Annotated in this window: 13 protein-coding genes; 6 read left to right on the top strand and 7 right to left on the bottom strand. The window is 68.1% G+C overall.

Annotated features, from left to right (window positions below):
- Positions 1-39 precede the first annotated feature (39 nt).
- The 3 genes from AC1DKR_RS09075 to AC1DKR_RS09065 all read right to left on the bottom strand — a co-directional run bounded on the left by AC1DKR_RS09075 (position 40) and on the right by AC1DKR_RS09065 (position 2,755).
- Positions 40-654: a hypothetical protein gene (locus tag AC1DKR_RS09075; protein WP_223496015.1), complete on the bottom strand. Its 615-nt coding sequence runs from the start codon at positions 652-654 to the stop codon at positions 40-42.
- Positions 651-1,190 (bottom strand): hypothetical protein, encoded by a 540-nt coding sequence (locus AC1DKR_RS09070; protein ID WP_312786802.1) that lies wholly within the window; start codon positions 1,188-1,190, stop codon positions 651-653. The genes AC1DKR_RS09075 and AC1DKR_RS09070 overlap by 4 nt, the downstream gene beginning before the upstream one ends.
- Positions 1,191-1,420: 230 nt before the next feature.
- Positions 1,421-2,755: a dicarboxylate/amino acid:cation symporter gene (locus AC1DKR_RS09065; RefSeq protein ID WP_025876066.1), complete on the bottom strand. Its 1,335-nt coding sequence runs from the start codon at positions 2,753-2,755 to the stop codon at positions 1,421-1,423.
- Positions 2,756-2,909: 154 nt separating this feature from the next.
- Between AC1DKR_RS09065 and AC1DKR_RS09060 the strand changes: the two genes are divergently transcribed.
- From AC1DKR_RS09060 to AC1DKR_RS09040, 5 genes are all read left to right on the top strand, one after another.
- The gene (locus AC1DKR_RS09060) at positions 2,910-4,616 is read left to right on the top strand and encodes an alkaline phosphatase (protein WP_478032414.1); all 1,707 of its coding nucleotides are present in this window, start codon (positions 2,910-2,912) and stop codon (positions 4,614-4,616) included.
- The gene (locus tag AC1DKR_RS09055; protein ID WP_363732342.1) at positions 4,613-5,158 is read left to right on the top strand and encodes a WG repeat-containing protein; all 546 of its coding nucleotides are present in this window, start codon (positions 4,613-4,615) and stop codon (positions 5,156-5,158) included. Before AC1DKR_RS09060 ends, AC1DKR_RS09055 begins: the two co-directional genes overlap by 4 nt.
- 605 nt (positions 5,159-5,763) lie before the next feature.
- Positions 5,764-7,050, top strand: a complete 1,287-nt coding sequence (tilS, locus tag AC1DKR_RS09050; protein ID WP_478032580.1) for a tRNA lysidine(34) synthetase TilS — start codon at positions 5,764-5,766, stop codon at positions 7,048-7,050.
- Between the two features lie 36 nt (positions 7,051-7,086).
- Positions 7,087-7,347 carry an exodeoxyribonuclease VII small subunit gene (locus AC1DKR_RS09045; RefSeq protein WP_006381978.1) on the top strand — a complete coding sequence of 87 codons (261 nt, stop codon included), beginning with the start codon at positions 7,087-7,089 and terminating at the stop codon, positions 7,345-7,347.
- Positions 7,337-8,215, top strand: a complete 879-nt coding sequence (locus tag AC1DKR_RS09040; protein ID WP_478032410.1) for a polyprenyl synthetase family protein — start codon at positions 7,337-7,339, stop codon at positions 8,213-8,215. Before AC1DKR_RS09045 ends, AC1DKR_RS09040 begins: the two co-directional genes overlap by 11 nt.
- 69 nt (positions 8,216-8,284) lie before the next feature.
- Here AC1DKR_RS09040 and AC1DKR_RS09035 read toward each other — a convergent pair whose 3' ends face one another.
- Positions 8,285-8,647, bottom strand: a complete 363-nt coding sequence (locus AC1DKR_RS09035; protein WP_025879282.1) for a DUF4870 domain-containing protein — start codon at positions 8,645-8,647, stop codon at positions 8,285-8,287.
- Positions 8,648-8,735: 88 nt separating this feature from the next.
- On the bottom strand, positions 8,736-10,103 hold the full coding sequence (gene pmbA, locus AC1DKR_RS09030) for a metalloprotease PmbA (protein ID WP_478032408.1): 1,368 nt from the start codon (positions 10,101-10,103) through the stop codon (positions 8,736-8,738).
- 68 nt (positions 10,104-10,171) lie between these two features.
- Between pmbA and yjgA the strand changes: the two genes are divergently transcribed.
- Complete coding sequence (gene yjgA / locus AC1DKR_RS09025; protein ID WP_312108135.1) at positions 10,172-10,762, top strand: ribosome biogenesis factor YjgA; 591 nt, start codon at positions 10,172-10,174, stop codon at positions 10,760-10,762.
- Between the two features lie 41 nt (positions 10,763-10,803).
- On the opposite strand, the gene tldD is transcribed toward yjgA, so the two are convergent.
- Together tldD and AC1DKR_RS09015 are read right to left on the bottom strand one after the other, a co-directional pair.
- Positions 10,804-12,249, bottom strand: a complete 1,446-nt coding sequence (gene tldD / locus AC1DKR_RS09020) for a metalloprotease TldD (protein ID WP_025879285.1) — start codon at positions 12,247-12,249, stop codon at positions 10,804-10,806.
- Between the two features lie 63 nt (positions 12,250-12,312).
- Positions 12,313-16,182 (bottom strand): YhdP family protein, encoded by a 3,870-nt coding sequence (locus AC1DKR_RS09015; RefSeq protein WP_478032401.1) that lies wholly within the window; start codon positions 16,180-16,182, stop codon positions 12,313-12,315.
- Between the last annotated feature and the right edge of the window lie 11 nt (positions 16,183-16,193).

The following is a 16,193-nucleotide window of genomic DNA, read 5'->3' as shown; positions in this document are numbered from 1 at the left end:
GCCCTCTCTCATCAGGTGATTGGTTCGGGTGGGTGGTACTCACGGGTTGCCCTGCACGACCAGGCCCAGAACATTGGCCGTGTCGTTTCGCGCTCCCGCGATCTGATTGAGTTGCAGGACACCGTCGAAGCCCCGCAGTGCCGTCGACGAAACGCCGACACTGCGGATACCCGCCGCAACACCGTCGCCGGTATCGCCCTGCCCCCCTGCTGACGCGATGTCCGAGGCGGCCAACGCCGTGTCATCGGACTCGCGTATTCCTTGCCGGGCCAGCGTCGCGCTGACGACGTTGAGCGTCGTGTTGGCGATGCCGCTGGCCTGGTTGATCGATGCAATGCCGCTGGCGCCTGCCAAGGCCTGTCCGGCGATGTGCGCGCTGGCTTCCAGTGGTGCCGAAAGCACGACGTCGTTGCTGTGCTGTTGCCGCGCAGCGATGGCCACGTCGGCGCGGTCGCCGCTGGCCATGCCATGCAGATTGGCCTGGATGTTGAGATCGCCCGCCGCCTGGTTGATGGCGATGGCACCACTGGCACCGGCCAGCGCGCGACCGTCGATGCGGGTCACGTCGAGGTAGGCCAGCATCCCGCTGTAGTCGTCGGCCAGCGCTGAGGCGGGCAATGCCAGCCAGGCCGCCAGCAGCACTGCGCGCTTCACTTGCCACCCGCCTGCGCCGGAGCGCCCAGCGGGAACTGCGACAGTGCGCCACGCACGGTATCGCCGATGCCGCGCGTGGTATTGCCGACCGCCCCCAGCGGGCCGCTCATCGCACCGCTGAGGCTGCTGCCGCTCATCATCCCCTCGCCCGAGCGTCCAAGGGTTCCGCCCAGGGCCTGTTGGGTCACCCGCTCGACAGTGGTGACGCCGTGCGCTTGCACGCTGCCGGTCTGGCCAGCGCCGAGGCCGGCGTAGTCGTCATCGCTGAGTTCATCCATGCCGCTGGCAGCGCCGCTGCTGCCGAGTGCGGCGGCGATCTCGTGCTGCGGTTTCGGATCGGCGATCAACGCCATGCCGGGCGGCGCCATGCGGTAGGCCGGGCGCGTAGACACGTCGCGCAGCAGGACGATCTCACCCGGCTGCGCCTTCACCCCTTGGCGGGCACCCGAGGCCGCAGCCGCCAGCGGAACGGCCAGCACCAGCAGCAGCGCAAGCCGCCGGCCAGAAACAGTGAAAAGGGTGGTGCTGCCGTCCATGCCGCTCTCCCGTTGCATATGCGCAGGGATAGAGCAGCTTTCGTGCCAACACCGGAAGTCCGTCGCAGCGGGGGTTTGACGGGTAACACCGCGGCGGCATGACGCCACAGTGTTACAACTTCGTTCGGATTCCGTTCGCCTTAACGCGCAGGAAACACCACTGCGCAAGGCGCCATCGGGGCTGTATCAGTAGTGTTACAGGAACTGATACAGCCCGTTGCAGTGCCGCTTCAGGCGCGCGGCGGACTCGGGTCGGGATCATCGATGCCGACGTTGGTGGACGGGTTGTCGTACACCGTCTGGTCGAGCAGGCCGGTTTCCTTGGCCACCAGCACCGGCACCAGCATCTGCCCGGTCACGTTGGTCATGGTGCGCATCATGTCCAGGATGCGGTCGATCGCATACAGGTAACCGATGGTTTCCAGCGGCAGGTTGGCCGCACTCAGCACCACCGTTGCCATGATCACCGCCGTACCCGGCACGCCGGCGGTACCGAAGCTGCCCAGCACCGAAGCGATCAGCACCACCACGTACTGCTCCGGCGTCAGCGGCACACCGCTGTACTGGGCGATGAACACCGCGCACAACGCTGGATAGATCGCACCGCAGCCGTCCATCTTGATGCTCGCGCCCAGCGGCACCGCGAACGAACCGTAGTCCTTGTTCACGCCCAGGTTGTGGGTGATCGAACGCAGCGCAACCGGCATCGCCGCGAAGCTGGAGGAACTGACGAAGGCCACCTGCATGCCCGGCGCCGCACCGCGGAAGAACTTCAGCGGGTTCAGGCCATGCGCCAGCAGCAGCGCGCTGTACACCACCACGATGTGCAGCGCGCAGGCCACGTACAGCGCCAGCACGAAGTGGCCCAGCGGCAGCAGCTTCTCGAAGCCGTAGCTGCCGACCAGGCCGGCAATCAGGCCGAAGGTGCCGATCGGGGTGACTTCCAGCACGAAGCGGGTCACCTGGATCATGATGTCGCTCATCTGCCCGACCAGCTTGCGCGCCTCGGTCACCTTCTCGCCAAGCTTGACGATGGCAAAGCCGACCAGGCCAGCGAAGAAGATCACCGGCAGGATCGAACCACGGCCCGCCGCCAGCACGGTCTCACCGGCGGCGTTGACCTTGGTGCCGATACCCGACAGCGCGTAGAACACGTTGGACGGCACCACATCCAGCAGCACCTGCACCACGCTGGGCACTTCGCGCGGCACATAGTTGCTGGCCATCGACAGCTGCAGGCCACCGGCGCCGGGCTGCAGCACCGTACCCACGCCCAGGCCCACGCATACCGCCAGCGCGGCAGTGATCACGAACCAGAGGAAGGTGCGCCCGCTGAGCGCGGCGACCGATTTCTGGCCGTGCAGCGAAGAGATCGCGTTGATGACCGCGAAGAACACCAGCGGCACCGCGATCATCTTGATCAGGGTGACGTACAGCTCGCCGAGCGGGCCGAACCAGGTTTCAGCAGCTGGGCCAAGCGCCCAGCCGGCCAGCGCACCGAGCACGAAGCCACCGACCACGCGCTGCCAGAATGGAATCCGCAGCCAGGCAGAGACCAGCTTCATAGGCAATCCAAGGGGGTAGGAAGGGATGCTGGCACGATAGCCCAAGGCGGCCCGCAGAACGACCGCCCACGTGGCAAATCAGTGTGTCATCGGCGTGCCTTGCAGGGCCGGGCATAATGAACGTCCCGTTACACTTTGTGAGATCCCAGCGTCCATGCGCCGTTCCGTCTCCCTGTTGGCCGCCTGTGCCACGACCCTGCTGCTTGGCGCCTGCGCCAGCACCGCTCCCGCGTCCGCCCCGGCCGGCCTGAAGGTCACCGTTGCCCCCGTCGTCCACCCGGCCGGTGAAACCCCGCAGTGGTGGTACCGCAGCGGCGCTGCGCAGGCGGCGGCGAACGGCGCGATGGCTGGCAAGGCCAAAAACGTCATCCTGTTCCTGGGTGACGGCATGAGCCTGACCACCGTCGCCGCCTCGCGCATCTACGAAGGCCAGCAGAAGGGCGGCTCGGGCGAAGAGAACCTGCTGTCGTGGGAGCGCTTCCCCGCCACCGCGTTCAGCAAGACCTACAACACCGACTCGCAGACCCCGGATTCGGCCGGCACCATGACCGCCATCACCACCGGCGTGAAGACCCACATGGGTGCGATCGGCGTCAGTGCCGGCAGCCGCACCGACTGCGTCGACAGCCTGTCCAAGGGCCTGCTGACCTGGCTGCAGCTGGCCGACAGCGCCGGTCTGGCCACTGGCGTGGTCTCCACCGCACGCCTGACCCACGCCACGCCGGCCGCGACCTATGCGCATTCACCCGAGCGCAACTGGGAGAACGACACCGACCTGAGCGAGGCGGCCAAGGCCGCCGGCTGCAAGGACATCGCCCAGCAGCTGCTGTCGACCTCGCGTTACGGCCGCGGCCCGCTGGTCGCCCTGGGCGGTGGTCGCGGTGAGTTCACCACCGTGGAAGAGCGCGACCCCGAGTACGACGACAAGGTCGGCCAGCGCCTGGACGGCCGCAGCCTGGTGCAGGAATGGCAGCAGGCGCACCCACAGGGCGCCTACGTGTGGAACAGCAAGCAGCTGCAGGCCGCCGCCAACGCACCGGCGATCCTCGGCCTGTTCGAGCCCGACCACATGCGCTACGAGTACGAACGTCCGCAGGACCCGGCCGGTGAGCCGAGCTTGGCCGAGCTGACCGCTGCGGCGATCAAGAACCTGTCGCGCCATCAGGAAGGCTACGTGCTGATGATCGAAGGCGCGCGCATCGACCACGCCAACCACAGCGGCAACGCGTACCGTGCGCTGACCGAAACCGTGGCCCTGTCCGACGCGGTGCGCGTGGCCAACGAGCTGACCTCGGCCGATGACACCCTGATCATCGTCACTGCCGATCATTCGCACACCCTGAATTTCGTCGGCTACCCCGCCCGCGGCAATCCGATCCTGGGCAAGGTGAAGGACAAGGGTGGCGAAGATGGCGCCGGCAAGCTCGACTACGCGCTGGATGGCAACGGCCAGCCGTACACCACCCTGAGCTACGCCAACGGCCCCGGCCACACCGGCACCAGCAACCAGCAACCGGCCGGTCCGAAGCGCTACCCGCACAACCCCAGCAGCTTCGAGCCGGCCAACGGCCGCCCGAACCTGCACGACGTCGATACCGAGCATCCCGACTACATGCAGGAAGCGCTGGTACCGATGAAGTCCGAATCGCATGGTGGCGAGGACGTCGGCATCTGGGCACGCGGCCCGGGCAGCAAGGCGATCCGCGGCACCCTGGAGCAGAACGCGATCTACCACATGATCGTGCAGGCCACCCCGGCCCTGCGCGATCGCCTGTGCCAGGCCGGCACCTGCGATGACAAGGGCGTGCCGGTGGAACTGCCGGCACCGGCCACCTTCGAACGCAAGGCCGAGGCCCAGTGATGGCGCGGCCGGCACGCCCTGCTCTGGGCAGTCTCCGCCGTGCGCGCTGGCTGGCCCTGCTGGGCGTGCTGGCCAGTACCTGTGCGTCAGCGCAGGGGCCGGCCTGCAAGGTCATGACCGAAGAACACGGATTGTGGATGCTGCCCGGCTGCGAGGTCGTCAATGACAAGCCGCAGATCAGCGCGGAGACCCTGCAGGATCTTCCCTACGACGGCGATGGCCTGGCGCTGGTACAGACCGCCGATGGCTTCCACTACGTCGACCGTCGCGGTCGCAGCCAGGCGGTGATCGCCTGGGACAACGGCGCCGACTCCCTGCAGGAAGGCCTGTTCCGCGGCCGCGTCGGCGATCGCGTGGGCTACTTCAACGCCGCCTTCGAACAGGTGATTGCGGCCACGTTCGATTTTGCCTGGCCATTCCAGGACGGCGTGGCCGAAGTCTGCAACGGCTGCCGCCGCGGCACGCCCGATGGCGACGGGCATACGCCGATGGAAGGCGGCGAGTGGTTCCGCATCGATCGTTCCGGTCGTCGAGTGAAGTAAGGGGTTTTCGGCAGGGCTGCGCCCTGCACCCGCCAGATCAAATGCAACAGCTGAAGCAACTGCAACAGCGGGCATTCCGTGGGATGGCGGGGCACTGTGGATTTGCGGGGACGCCGTGAATCCGTCCATGGAGGCTTGGTCGCCGCATCCATGCGGCTCACACCCCGCAAACCCACAGTGCCCCGCCTTCGACAGTTGGCCGGTGGCCAGTAGATCCACGCCATGCGTGGATGAATCTCTTTCAGATATCGAAATCAATCTGTGGTCGGATCCGTTTTCCTACGGAAAACGGATCCGACCCCATGCCATTCCCGTATCGACCAAGGTCGACACCCACCAAGGGCAGGTATGCCATTCCAACAGATCGCGGAGATCTGTCGAAGGCGGGGTGGGTCCGGTTGCGGGGGCGTAAGCGCCACGGATGGCGCGACCGAGCTTACAGGGACGTACTTGCAGCGTCCCCCGCAACCGGACCCACCCCGCCATCCCACGGAATGCCCGCTGTTGCTGTTGCTGTTGCTGCTCAGGTTGCCGGCCAGCGGCCGGCACTACCGCTTCGGCAGGTGCAGGGCGCCGCCCTGCCGACCCACCCTATACTTGCCGCCGTGACTGCCTTCCCGACCCTCGCTACGCTGGATGCACCGCTGCTGGTCGGTTACAGCGGCGGGCTGGATTCGACCGTGCTGCTGCACTGGCTGTGGCGATCGGCACAGGCCGCCGGCACGCCGCTGCGTGCGACGCACGTACACCATGGCCTGCAACCGGTTGCCGATGACTGGGTGCGGCACTGCCAGCAGCAATGCGCGGTGCTGGGCATCGAACTGGCCGTGCACCACGTGCAGGTCAGCCGTGATGACGGCCATGGCATCGAAGGGGCCGCCCGGCTGGCACGTCGCGCTGCATTCAGCGCCGAGCTGCAGGCCGGGGAAACCCTGGCGCTGGCCCAGCACCAGGACGACCAGGCCGAGACCTTCCTGCTGCGTGCGTTGCGCGGTTCGGGCATCGATGGGCTGGCGGCGATGACCGCTGACAGCCGCCTCGATGGCCATCGGCTGTGGCGGCCACTGCTCGATGTGCCGCGCAGCGCGCTGCTGGCCTATGCCTCGACACACGATCTGCAGTGGATCGAAGACCCCAGCAACGGCGAAGACCACGCCGACCGCAATTTCCTGCGCCTGCGGGTACTGCCACTGCTGCGCCAGCGCTGGCCGCATGCCACCGCCGCATTGGCCGGCAGCGCCGCGCATTGCGCGCAGACCCGTGCATTGCTCGAAGAAGAAGACGCCGAACTGCTCGCTCACCTGGAAGTGGCACCCCGGGTGCTGTCGCTGGAGCTGCTGCGCCAGGTCGCACCGGAGCGTGCTGCGCGCGTGCTGCGTGCGTGGGTGCGCCGCCATGGTGCAGCCCCGTTGCCGGCGCATGTGCTGCGACAAGTGCAGAACGAATTGATGGCCGCAGGCGCCGATCGGCAGTCGCAGGCGCGTTGGCAGCAGCACGCCATCCGCCAGTGGCGCCAGCACGCCTACCTGATGCCGGCAGCGTTGCCGTCACTGCCGAAGGACTGGCAGGCGGCGTGGGACGGCCGCGCGCCGCTGCAGCTGCCCGACGGCGGCAAGCTGCGCCTGCTCGGCACGGACGGCTTCGAACACCCGTTGCAACTGCGCACCCGCCAGGGTGGCGAGCGCATCGTGCTGCCCGGCCGTGCGCATTCATCCGCGTTGAAGGACTGCCTGCAGCGCGAACATCTGGCGCCCTGGCGACGCGCACAGCTGCCCCTGCTGTTCGACCAGGGGCAGCTGCTGGCGGCCGCCGATGTAGTCATTGCCGCACCGCTGCAGGCCTGGCTGCAGGCACGCAATGCGCAGTTGAAGTGGCATCCGGGCGGCTGGTGAATTGACCCTCGCACGCGCGCCGTCCACACTTGTCGCATGGCCAAGAAGTCCCCCGAAAACGCCTCCCCGGTCGCCCAGTTCGAGCAGTCGCTCGAATCGCTGGAACAACTGGTGGAGCAGATGGAAACCGGCGAGCTGAGCTTGGAAGCCTCGCTCAGTGCTTACGAACGTGGCGTCGGTCTGTACCGCCAGTGCCAGCAGGCGCTGGAGCAGGCCGAACTGCGCGTGCGCCTGCTCAGCGATCCGGCCCAGCCCGAAACCGCCGAACCCTTCGATCCGCCCAGCCATGACGGCTGAGGCGTTGTTCGCGCGCTGGCGCGACCGTATCGAAAGCCAGCTCGACGCCGCCCTGCCCTCTCCGGCCGAAGCACCGCAACGCCTGCACCAGGCGATGCGCTATTCCGTACTCGGTGGCGGCAAGCGCATGCGCCCCTTGCTGGTCTATGCCGCCGGCCAGGTGTTCGGTGCCCCGCTGGACAAGCTTGATGCCGCGGCGATGGCGGTGGAGCTGATCCACGCCTACTCGCTGGTGCACGACGACCTGCCGGCCATGGACGACGATGCCCTGCGCCGTGGCAAGCCCACCACCCACATCGCCTTCGACGAAGCCACCGCGATCCTCGCCGGTGACGCCCTGCAGACCCGTGCGTTCGGCCTGCTGGCCGATGCACCGCTGCCGGCGGCATTGCGCGTGGCATGCCTGCAGACCCTGGCCCATGCCTCCGGCGCGGCCGGCATGTGCGGCGGCCAGGCGCTGGACATCGATGCCACGGGCCAGCAGCAGCCGCTGGCAGCGCTCACCCGCATGCATGCGCTGAAGACCGGTGCGCTGATCCGCGCTGCGGTGCGCATGGGCGCGTTGTGCGGTGAAGCGCCCGAGCCCGTGCTGGCCCAGCTCGACGGCTTCGCCGATGCGCTCGGCCTGGCCTTCCAAGTCCGCGATGACATCCTCGATGTCGAGGCCAGTTCCGAGCAGCTGGGCAAAACGGCCGGCAAGGACCAGGCCCAGGACAAGAGCACCTTCCCTGCCCTGCTCGGCATGGACGGTGCCAAGGCGCAGCTGCGCGAACTGTCCGCGCGCATGCAGCAGGCGCTGGCGGGCTATCACGAAGAAGCCGATGCGCTGCGCTCACTGGCCACGCTGGCCGTGGAACGCGATCACTGAAGCAGTGTGCGGCCACCAACAAAAACGCCCGGCACTGCCGGGCGTTTTCGTATCCGCGTGCGGCCGTTCTTACTTGATCAGGCGCAGCGCGAACGGGTAACGGTAGGCTTCGCCGTTGTTGGCCTTCACCGCAGCGATGATGCTGAAGACCAGGCTGAGCAGGCCGACGATCGGCGCCAGGAACACACCGATGACCACGAAGGTCAGGATGATGCAGACGAACATCGCGATGGCGACGGTGATCTGGAAGTTCAGCGCTTCCTTGGCCTGGTCGGTGACGAAGGCCTTGCTGGCGTCATCCTTGTTGATCAGCCAGATGACCAGTGCGCCGATGAAACCGGTGAAGATGCCCAGCAGGTGCGCCACCAGGGCCATGGTGCGCTGGTCAGCGGGTACGCTGCTCGCCGCCGGGACGTTCTCGAATTCGCTCACGACAAAACTCCTTTTTTATTGGGTGGTCTTGACCGACCGGCGGCAAGCCGGTCGCGTCAGGCGGGCCTAGCTTACGCCATCAATGGCATCAATCATTGCCGGCGATCGTCATCCGTCCCACCAGGATCGAGCCGGTGCGGATATGCGAGCGCGGATCGACATCGCTGCCGACCGCCTCGATGGCCATGAACATGTCCCGCAGGTTGCCGGCGATGGTGATGCCATCCACCGGATACTGGATCTGGCCGTTCTCCACGCGGAAGCCGCCGGCGCCGCGCGAGTAGTCGCCGGTCACCCCGTTCACCCCCTGCCCCATCAGCTCGGTCACCAGCAGGCCGTTGCCCATCTGCGCGGCGATGTCCTGCAGCGAACCGGCATTGGCCGCCAGCTGCAGGTTGTGCACGCCGCCGGCATTGGCGGTGGTCTGCAGGCCCAGCTTGCGCGCCGAATAGCTGCCCAGCACGTAACGCTGCAGCACGCCGTCACGCACCAGGGCCGAGGCACGGGTGGCCACGCCGTCGCCGTCGAAGGCGGCCGAGCGCAGGCCACGGCGCAGGTGCGGCAGCTCCTCGATCTGCATCCAGTCGGGGAACAGCTGCTGGTCGACGCTGTCCAGCAGGAAGCTCGCCTGGCGGTACAGTGCGCCGCCGGAGACCGCCGACAGCAGATGGCCCACCAGGCTGCGCGCCACTTCCGGCGCGTACAGCACCGGCATGCTGCCGGTCGGCAGCGAACGCGGCTGCAGCCGAGCGATCGTGCGCTCTGCGGCGCGGCGACCGACGCTTGCCGGATCTTCCAGATCCTCCCGGGCCAGTGCGCCGGTGTACCAGCCGTCGCGCTGCATGCCGTCGCCGGTGCCAGCGATCAGCGCACAGCCGATCGAATGATGGGTACCGCGCTCGCGGCCGATGAACCCATGCGAATTGGCGTAGACCGACACGCTCTGCATGCTCGATACCGAGGCGCCATCGGAATTGCGGATCTGCGCATCGGCTTGGCGGCCCGCCGCCTCGCAGGCCAGCACCAGGTCCACCGCCTCGTCGGCCTGCAGCTCCCAGGGGTGCCAGCCATCCAGTTCGGGGAAGTCGCGGGCCATCAGGTCGGCCTCGGCCAGGCCGGCGGCCGGGTCGTCCTCGGTATGGCGGGCGATCGCGCAGGCCTGCTCGACGGTGGCCAGCAGGCTGGCCTCATGCAGGTCGGCGGTGCTGGCACTGCCCTTGCGCTGGCCGAAGTAGACGGTCACGGCAATGCCGCGGTCGCGGGTGGACTGCACGGTCTCGACCTCGCCGAGACGGACATTGACCTCCAGCCCACGGTCTTCGCTGCAGCTGACCTCGGCCTGGCTGGCACCCAGCGCGCGGGCACGCTGCAGCAGCTGCTGGGAGATGTCGGCCAGCCGTTCCAGCCGGGCCGGGCTGTCGTCGCCGACGGCGACTTCAGGGGCGATCACGTTCAATGCTTTATCCTGTGCGGGTTGGGCCCGGCATCACGCCGGGCGACTTTTTTTGAAATCAGGTATGGACGATGCGCGGACGCGACGAAGAAACCGGTGAATTCCACGACAAGAGCCGCAGCCAGAACCGGCGCGATGCGCTCGACGTCCTGGCCCTGGGCGAGAAGCTGGTATCGCTGACCCCGGCCCAGCTGGCGCGCCTGCCGATCCCGGAGGACCTGCTGCCGCACATCGCCGAGTGCAAGCGGATCACCGCCCATATCGCGCACAAGCGACAGCTGGCGTTCCTGGCCAAGCACATGCGCCGCGAGGACGATGCCGCGCTGGATGCGATCCGCGATGCGCTGGACGCCAACAGCGACACCGGCCGCCGCGAAGTGGCGATGATGCACCGTGCCGAAGACTGGCGCGAACGCCTGATGAACGAGGGCGACAAAGCGCTGGCCGCACTGCTGGATGACCATCCGCAGGCCGACCGCCAACAGTTGCGCACGCTGGTGCGCAACGCCCAGGCCGAAAAGGCCAAGAACAAGCCGCCGCGCGCCTACCGCGAAATTTTCCAGGTGCTGCGCGCGCTGATGCTGCCGGCAGCGCTGGGCCTGAAGGCATCCGCTGAGGATGTCGAGGCAGACGAGCCGGTCGACGACACCGACGAGGACTGAGTCCCCGTCGGGCATGGCGGTGGCTGTGGCCATCGCCGTGCTCAGGCCTGGGTACCGCCGACGGTGATGCCCTCGATCAGCAGCGAAGGCTGGCCAACACCGACCGGCACACTCTGCCCGTCCTTGCCGCAGATGCCCACGCCCTCGTCCAGGGCCAGGTCGTTGCCGACCATGCGCACCTTCTGCATGGTCTCCGGGCCGTTGCCGATCAGGGTCGCGCCCTTCACCGGAGCGGTGATCCGGCCATCCTCGATCAGGTAGGCCTCAGTGGCCGAGAACACGTACTTGCCACTGGTGATGTCGACCTGGCCGCCACCAAAATTGACCGCGTACAGGCCCTTCTTCACCGAACGGATCATCTCCTGAGGATCGTGCTGGCCGGCGCGCATGTAGGTGTTGGTCATGCGCGGCATGGTCATGTGCGCGAACGATTCGCGACGGCCGTTGCCGGTCGGCGCCACGCCCATCAGCCGCGCGTTGAGGCTGTCCTGCATGTAGCCGACCAGGATGCCGTCCTCGATCAGCGTGGTGCACTGGGTCGGGTGGCCTTCGTCATCGATGTTGAGTGAACCACGGCGCCCATCCAGGGTGCCGTCGTCGACGATGGTCACGCCCGGGGCAGCCACGCGCTCGCCGATCCTGCCGGCGTAGACGCTGGTGCCCTTGCGGTTGAAGTCACCTTCCAGGCCATGGCCGACCGCTTCATGCAGCAGCACGCCCGGCCAGCCCGGGCCCAGCACCACCGGCATTACCCCGGCCGGCGCCGGTACCGCTTCCAGGTTCACCAGGGCCTGCCGCAGCGCCTCGCGCGCAAAGGCTTCCGGGCGGCCATCGGCGAACAGCGCTTCATAGCCATAGCGACCACCGCCGCCGGCATAACCCGACTCACGGCGGCCGTTCTGCTCGACGATCACCTGCACGTTCAACCGCACCAGCGGGCGCACGTCGGCGCCCAGCACACCATCGGTGCGGGCAACCAGCACGGTATCGACGCCACCGGACAGGCTGACCATCACCTGCTTCACGCGCGGGTCGGCCGCGCGCAGGTAGCCGTCCAGGCGCTTGAGCACCTCGACCTTGGCTTCGTTGCCGATGCCGTCGATCGGGTCCAGCGCCGGATACAGCACGCGCGCATCGCCGCGCAGCAACGAGCGTCCGGTCTGTGCGCCGCCTTCGCGCGAGATCGCGCGTGCCGACTGCGCTGCGGTCAGCAATGCACCGGCATGGATGTCATCGGAATAGGCAAAGCCGGTCTTCTCGCCGGCAATCGCGCGCACGCCCACGCCCTGCTCGATGGAATGGGCACCGTCCTTGACGATGCCGTCTTCCACGCTCCAGCTTTCGCGCCGGGCGTGCTGGAAGTACAGGTCGCCGAAGTCGACACCGGGGCCGAGCAGTTGGCCGAAGGTGCGCTCCAGGCCAGCGGTATCCAGGCCACCGGGGCGCAACAGGCGATCTTGGGCAAGCGTCAGGGCGTTGTCAGTCATGGTCTCGATCTGGGGGTGTGAAGGCGGTCAGGCAAGGCCGCCCTGGGGAAACGGGGGCCGCGCTCAGCGCGGCGGCGGTGGTTCGGTGACGGTCGGCGGCACGGCCGGCAACGGCGGCAGGCGCGGCGGCGGTGCGGGTACTGGCGCACGTTCGCGGCTGCGCTCGATCACTTCCACCTTGGGCTCCTTCCAGGGGCCGGTCACCTTGTAGGTGCGGGCACCGATCTCGCCCAATGGCTTGGACAATACCGCATTGGTGGCTGCACCCAGCGCTGCGCCCACCGGGCCACCGGCCACCGCGCCGACCACGGTCAGCAGGTTGCCGGCGCGCGGGTTGACGTCGATGGTCTGGTCGAACTGCTGTTTTCGCAGGTCGGCCTCGCCACGGATGGTGATGTTCGCTGCCGGCCCTTCGATCAACACCTTGTCGGTACGGGCCATGCCCTCGCCGAACTGCACGCTGCCCTCGACCTGGTTGAACGCGAAGCCCTTGGAGAAGAAGTCGCGGAAGTCGAACATCAGCCGCCGCGGCAGCTGGGCGACGCTGAGCAGGCCCAGCACGCGGCCGGCACCCGGCTCCAGCTCCAGCAGCTGGCCATTGCGGGCATTCACATCGAGCTGGCCCTGCAGGTTGCCAAGCTGGAAGTCCGACGGACCGCCGGGCCACGAGGCCTGCAGCTGGGCGTGGCCGGAGCCGCCGCGCAGCTGACCGCCGTAGTCGAGGTTCTGCAGCAAGCCGCCCAGGTCTTCACTGCGCACCTGCGCATCAAGCGCGGTTCGCGAACCGCCACCCTTGCCAAGCCAACGGCCACGGATGTCGATCTCCTGGCTGGGGGCGCGGAACTGCAGTTGTTCCACGCTCAGGCCATTGGCGATCGGCCGCGTACGCAGCACCGCCTGGCCCAGCACGACCTTGCCGAACTTCAGGTCGGCGATGTCCAGTGCGAACGGCGGCAGCTTGGCCGGGTCCATGTCGTCGGCACCGGCCTGCACCCGCGCCGGTGCCGCCGTGGTTCCGGGAGGGGTCGGCAGCGATTGCCAGTACACGCGCTCGAGCTGGCCGCTGATGGTGCCGCCATCGGCGTTGGGTACATTCAACTTGCCGGCCAGCGAGGGGCCATCCAGGCGCACGTCCAGTGCCTGCGGGCCGGGGTGCAGCTGCAGGCGGGTCTGCTCGAACACGCCGCCGATCAGCATCAGCTGGCCGACCTGCACGTCCACTGCGCGCAGCGGCATCGGATCGCCATCGCCACCGGCGCCACGGGCCAGGCCGATCCATTCCAGCGCATCCAGGGTCGGGCTGCGGCCATTGATGGTCAGCCCGCTGGGCGGTGGTTCGCGGTCAACGTGGTCGCTGCCCAGGGTGACCTGCACGCCGGTCTGGTTGTTGTGACTGCGCGCAGCCAGCGCCAGACGCTGGCCGAACGCCACGTCGATGCGGCCGGCGCCCATCGGCAGCTGTGCGGCCACGGTGGTCGGCAGCGGCTCGTTGGCCGGCTTCTGCAGCGGTGCCGGCAGGTCCAGGCGGGTGCCCAGCAGATCCGAGCGCAGGCGCAGCTCGCTGGGCGGCGCTGGTGTACCCGGCGCGACCTTCGGCAGGTTCACCGCGATGGTCCACGGCGAGGTGCCGTTGATGTAGGGCTTCAGCCACGCCATTTCCGGTGCGCGGTCGATCAGCACGCCCGCATCAAGCGTGGCGGCCAGTTCCGATTCGAAGGCCAGCTTGGGGTCACGCACGAAACCACCGGCGCGCAGGCTCAGCCTTCCGTCCTGTCCGAGGTGGCGCACTGCCAGTTCCTCGGCCGCGAAGCCGGCGTTGCTGTAGCGGGCCTGCCCGCGCATGTTGTCGAATTCCAGCTGGAAGCGCTTGTCGACCAGCTTCAGCCCGGCCAGGTCCACCGTGCCCTGCAGGTGGCCACCGCCCTGGTCATGATGCAGGGGCTGCAGCAGGTCGAAATGCACGTTGGCCGGCCCGCTTGCCGCGAGGTTGTCCAGGGTGTCGCCGTATTCCTTGTGCAGCGGGCTCTGCCGCAACATCGCCAGCAGCTTGCCGGCATCGCCCTGACTGTCGGCGCGGACGTACAGTGGCTGCTGGCCGAAATCCTGGATCCCGGCTTCGAACGTCTGCACCGCCACGCCAGCCAGATCGCCGCGGCCCTGCATGTGGAAACCGGGCCCAATGAAGGCGACATCGGCGTCCACCTGGCCCATCAACGGCCAATCGTGCTGGAAGCGGATGTCACCGTTGGTGATGTGCCCAGTGGCTTCGAAGCGGCCATCGTTGTTGTCGAACGGCCAGTCGTCCAGGTCACCACTGACCAGTCCGATGCCGTTGCGCACCTGGCCACCGGCCAAGGCCATGTCCAGCCAGTCGGTGGCGCCCTTGCTCATCCTGGAATGGATCCAGAAACGCTTGGCCGCGGTCATCGGTACGTCGTCCAGCTTGGCCGCCAGTTGCATCCACGGCCGGGTGCCATCGCCCTGGAACCAGAGACCACCGCGCACGTCGGCGGCGTAGTCGGTACCTTCCACACGCATCGCCGGGGTGCCGATGCGCCAGCCACCGGCCTCGTCGCGCCAACCGACGATCTGCCCGGCCAGGTGCAGGTCGTGACGCACGCCGAAACCGGTCGGCCAATCGAACTGCAGCTGGCGCTGGGGTTGCAGCTGCAGGCTGAAGCCGTTGGCATCGCCCTCGAAGCGGCCGCCCAGGCCACGCAGGCCCGGCGAGTTGCCGACGCTGGCAAAGCCCAGCGACTGCAGTTCGCCCTGTACCCACAACGGGCCACCCTGCTGGCCGCGCAACTGCACCTGTGCCACGTCCAGCTGCGGCTTGGCCAGGTACAGCCAATGCCGCAGGCCCGCATCCAGTCGGTCGCTGAGCGCCAGCGCGCGCAACGCGGTACCCGCCTGCGCTGCTGCGGCCTGCACCTGCATCTGCTTGCCCACCCGCAGTTGCAGCCCGTCGAGCTGCTGCTGGCTGCCATCGGCCTGCAGGCGCAGGCGCGGCACCTGCAGCGCCCAGCCTTCTGCCGTCCGCTGCCAACGCAGGCGCGCCTGCAGCCGTTGCAATTGAATTTCCGGGCGCGCCACGCCAGGCATCGGCGCGCCTTCGACACGCAGATCACGCAGATCCGAATCGGTGATCAGCGCCACCGGGGCGAAATCACGCAGGGTCAGCCACAGGTTGAGCTCGCCCTTGCCCTCGCGCAGGCGCATGCCGCCGGCCGCCAGCAACGGCGCCCAGGCACGGAAATCGATCGGATCGGCACCTACCCAGGCCTGGCCGTTGCCGCGCTGGCGATCCAGGTCCAGCACCGCCGTCAGCGGCAAGGCGTCGGTCTGTGCCCAGGCACGCACGCCCACCCGCAGGCGGTCGCCATCCACGCGCAGGCGCAGGTCGATACGTGGCAGGGTGGCGTCGACACCCAGTGCTGGCGCATGCACGCCGAGGCGGCCACCAATCACCTGCAGTTCGCCCAGCCGGCGCAACGCATCCAGCGGATCGCCGCCAGCGCGGGACTGCGGCAGGCCGCGCACCGACCAGCGGCCATCGGCGGCCTGCTGCAGGTCTAGCGCCAAGCCACGCAGCCGCAGTTCGGTCAGCGAACGGCCCGGCAACAGGCCGCTGTATATCGACACCAGCACCTCGGCTTCGCCGATGGCCAAGCCCCGGCCCGCGCCGATGCGCAGGCCCTTCAACTGCAGCAATGGACCGCGTCGGGTCCAGGTAGTGTCCAGGCGTTCGAAACGCACCGGTTGTCCGGCGCGCGCACTCAGCCAGGCTGCGATCCTGTCCGGATGACGCTCAGCCAGCGGCAGCAGCTGGCTGAGGGTGCCGACCAGCAGGGCAAGCCCGACCAGGCCGACCGCGCATGCGGCGATGAAATGACGGCGGATCCTTCGCAGTCGCAGGCGCGGCGGCGCGCTCATCGGCCACCGAA

It is taken from the genome of Stenotrophomonas sp. 01N47 (assembly GCF_056399165.1).
This window is presented reverse-complemented; position numbering and strand designations above follow the sequence as displayed.

Bases quoted from the DNA above. Each gene is read 5' to 3' on its own strand.
- AC1DKR_RS09065 (WP_025876066.1), bottom strand. From the start codon at position 2,755: ATGAAGCTGGTCTCTGCCTGGCTGCGGATTCCATTCTGGCAGCGCGTG.
- AC1DKR_RS09015 (WP_478032401.1), bottom strand. From the start codon at position 16,182: ATGAGCGCGCCGCCGCGCCTGCGACTGCGAAGGATCCGCCGTCATTTC.
- AC1DKR_RS09045 (WP_006381978.1), top strand. From the start codon at position 7,087: ATGGCCAAGAAGTCCCCCGAAAACGCCTCCCCGGTCGCCCAGTTCGAG.
- AC1DKR_RS09070 (WP_312786802.1), bottom strand. From the start codon at position 1,190: ATGGACGGCAGCACCACCCTTTTCACTGTTTCTGGCCGGCGGCTTGCG.
- yjgA (WP_312108135.1), top strand. From the start codon at position 10,172: ATGCGCGGACGCGACGAAGAAACCGGTGAATTCCACGACAAGAGCCGC.
- AC1DKR_RS09040 (WP_478032410.1), top strand. From the start codon at position 7,337: ATGACGGCTGAGGCGTTGTTCGCGCGCTGGCGCGACCGTATCGAAAGC.
- tldD (WP_025879285.1), bottom strand. From the start codon at position 12,249: ATGACTGACAACGCCCTGACGCTTGCCCAAGATCGCCTGTTGCGCCCC.
- AC1DKR_RS09060 (WP_478032414.1), top strand. From the start codon at position 2,910: ATGCGCCGTTCCGTCTCCCTGTTGGCCGCCTGTGCCACGACCCTGCTG.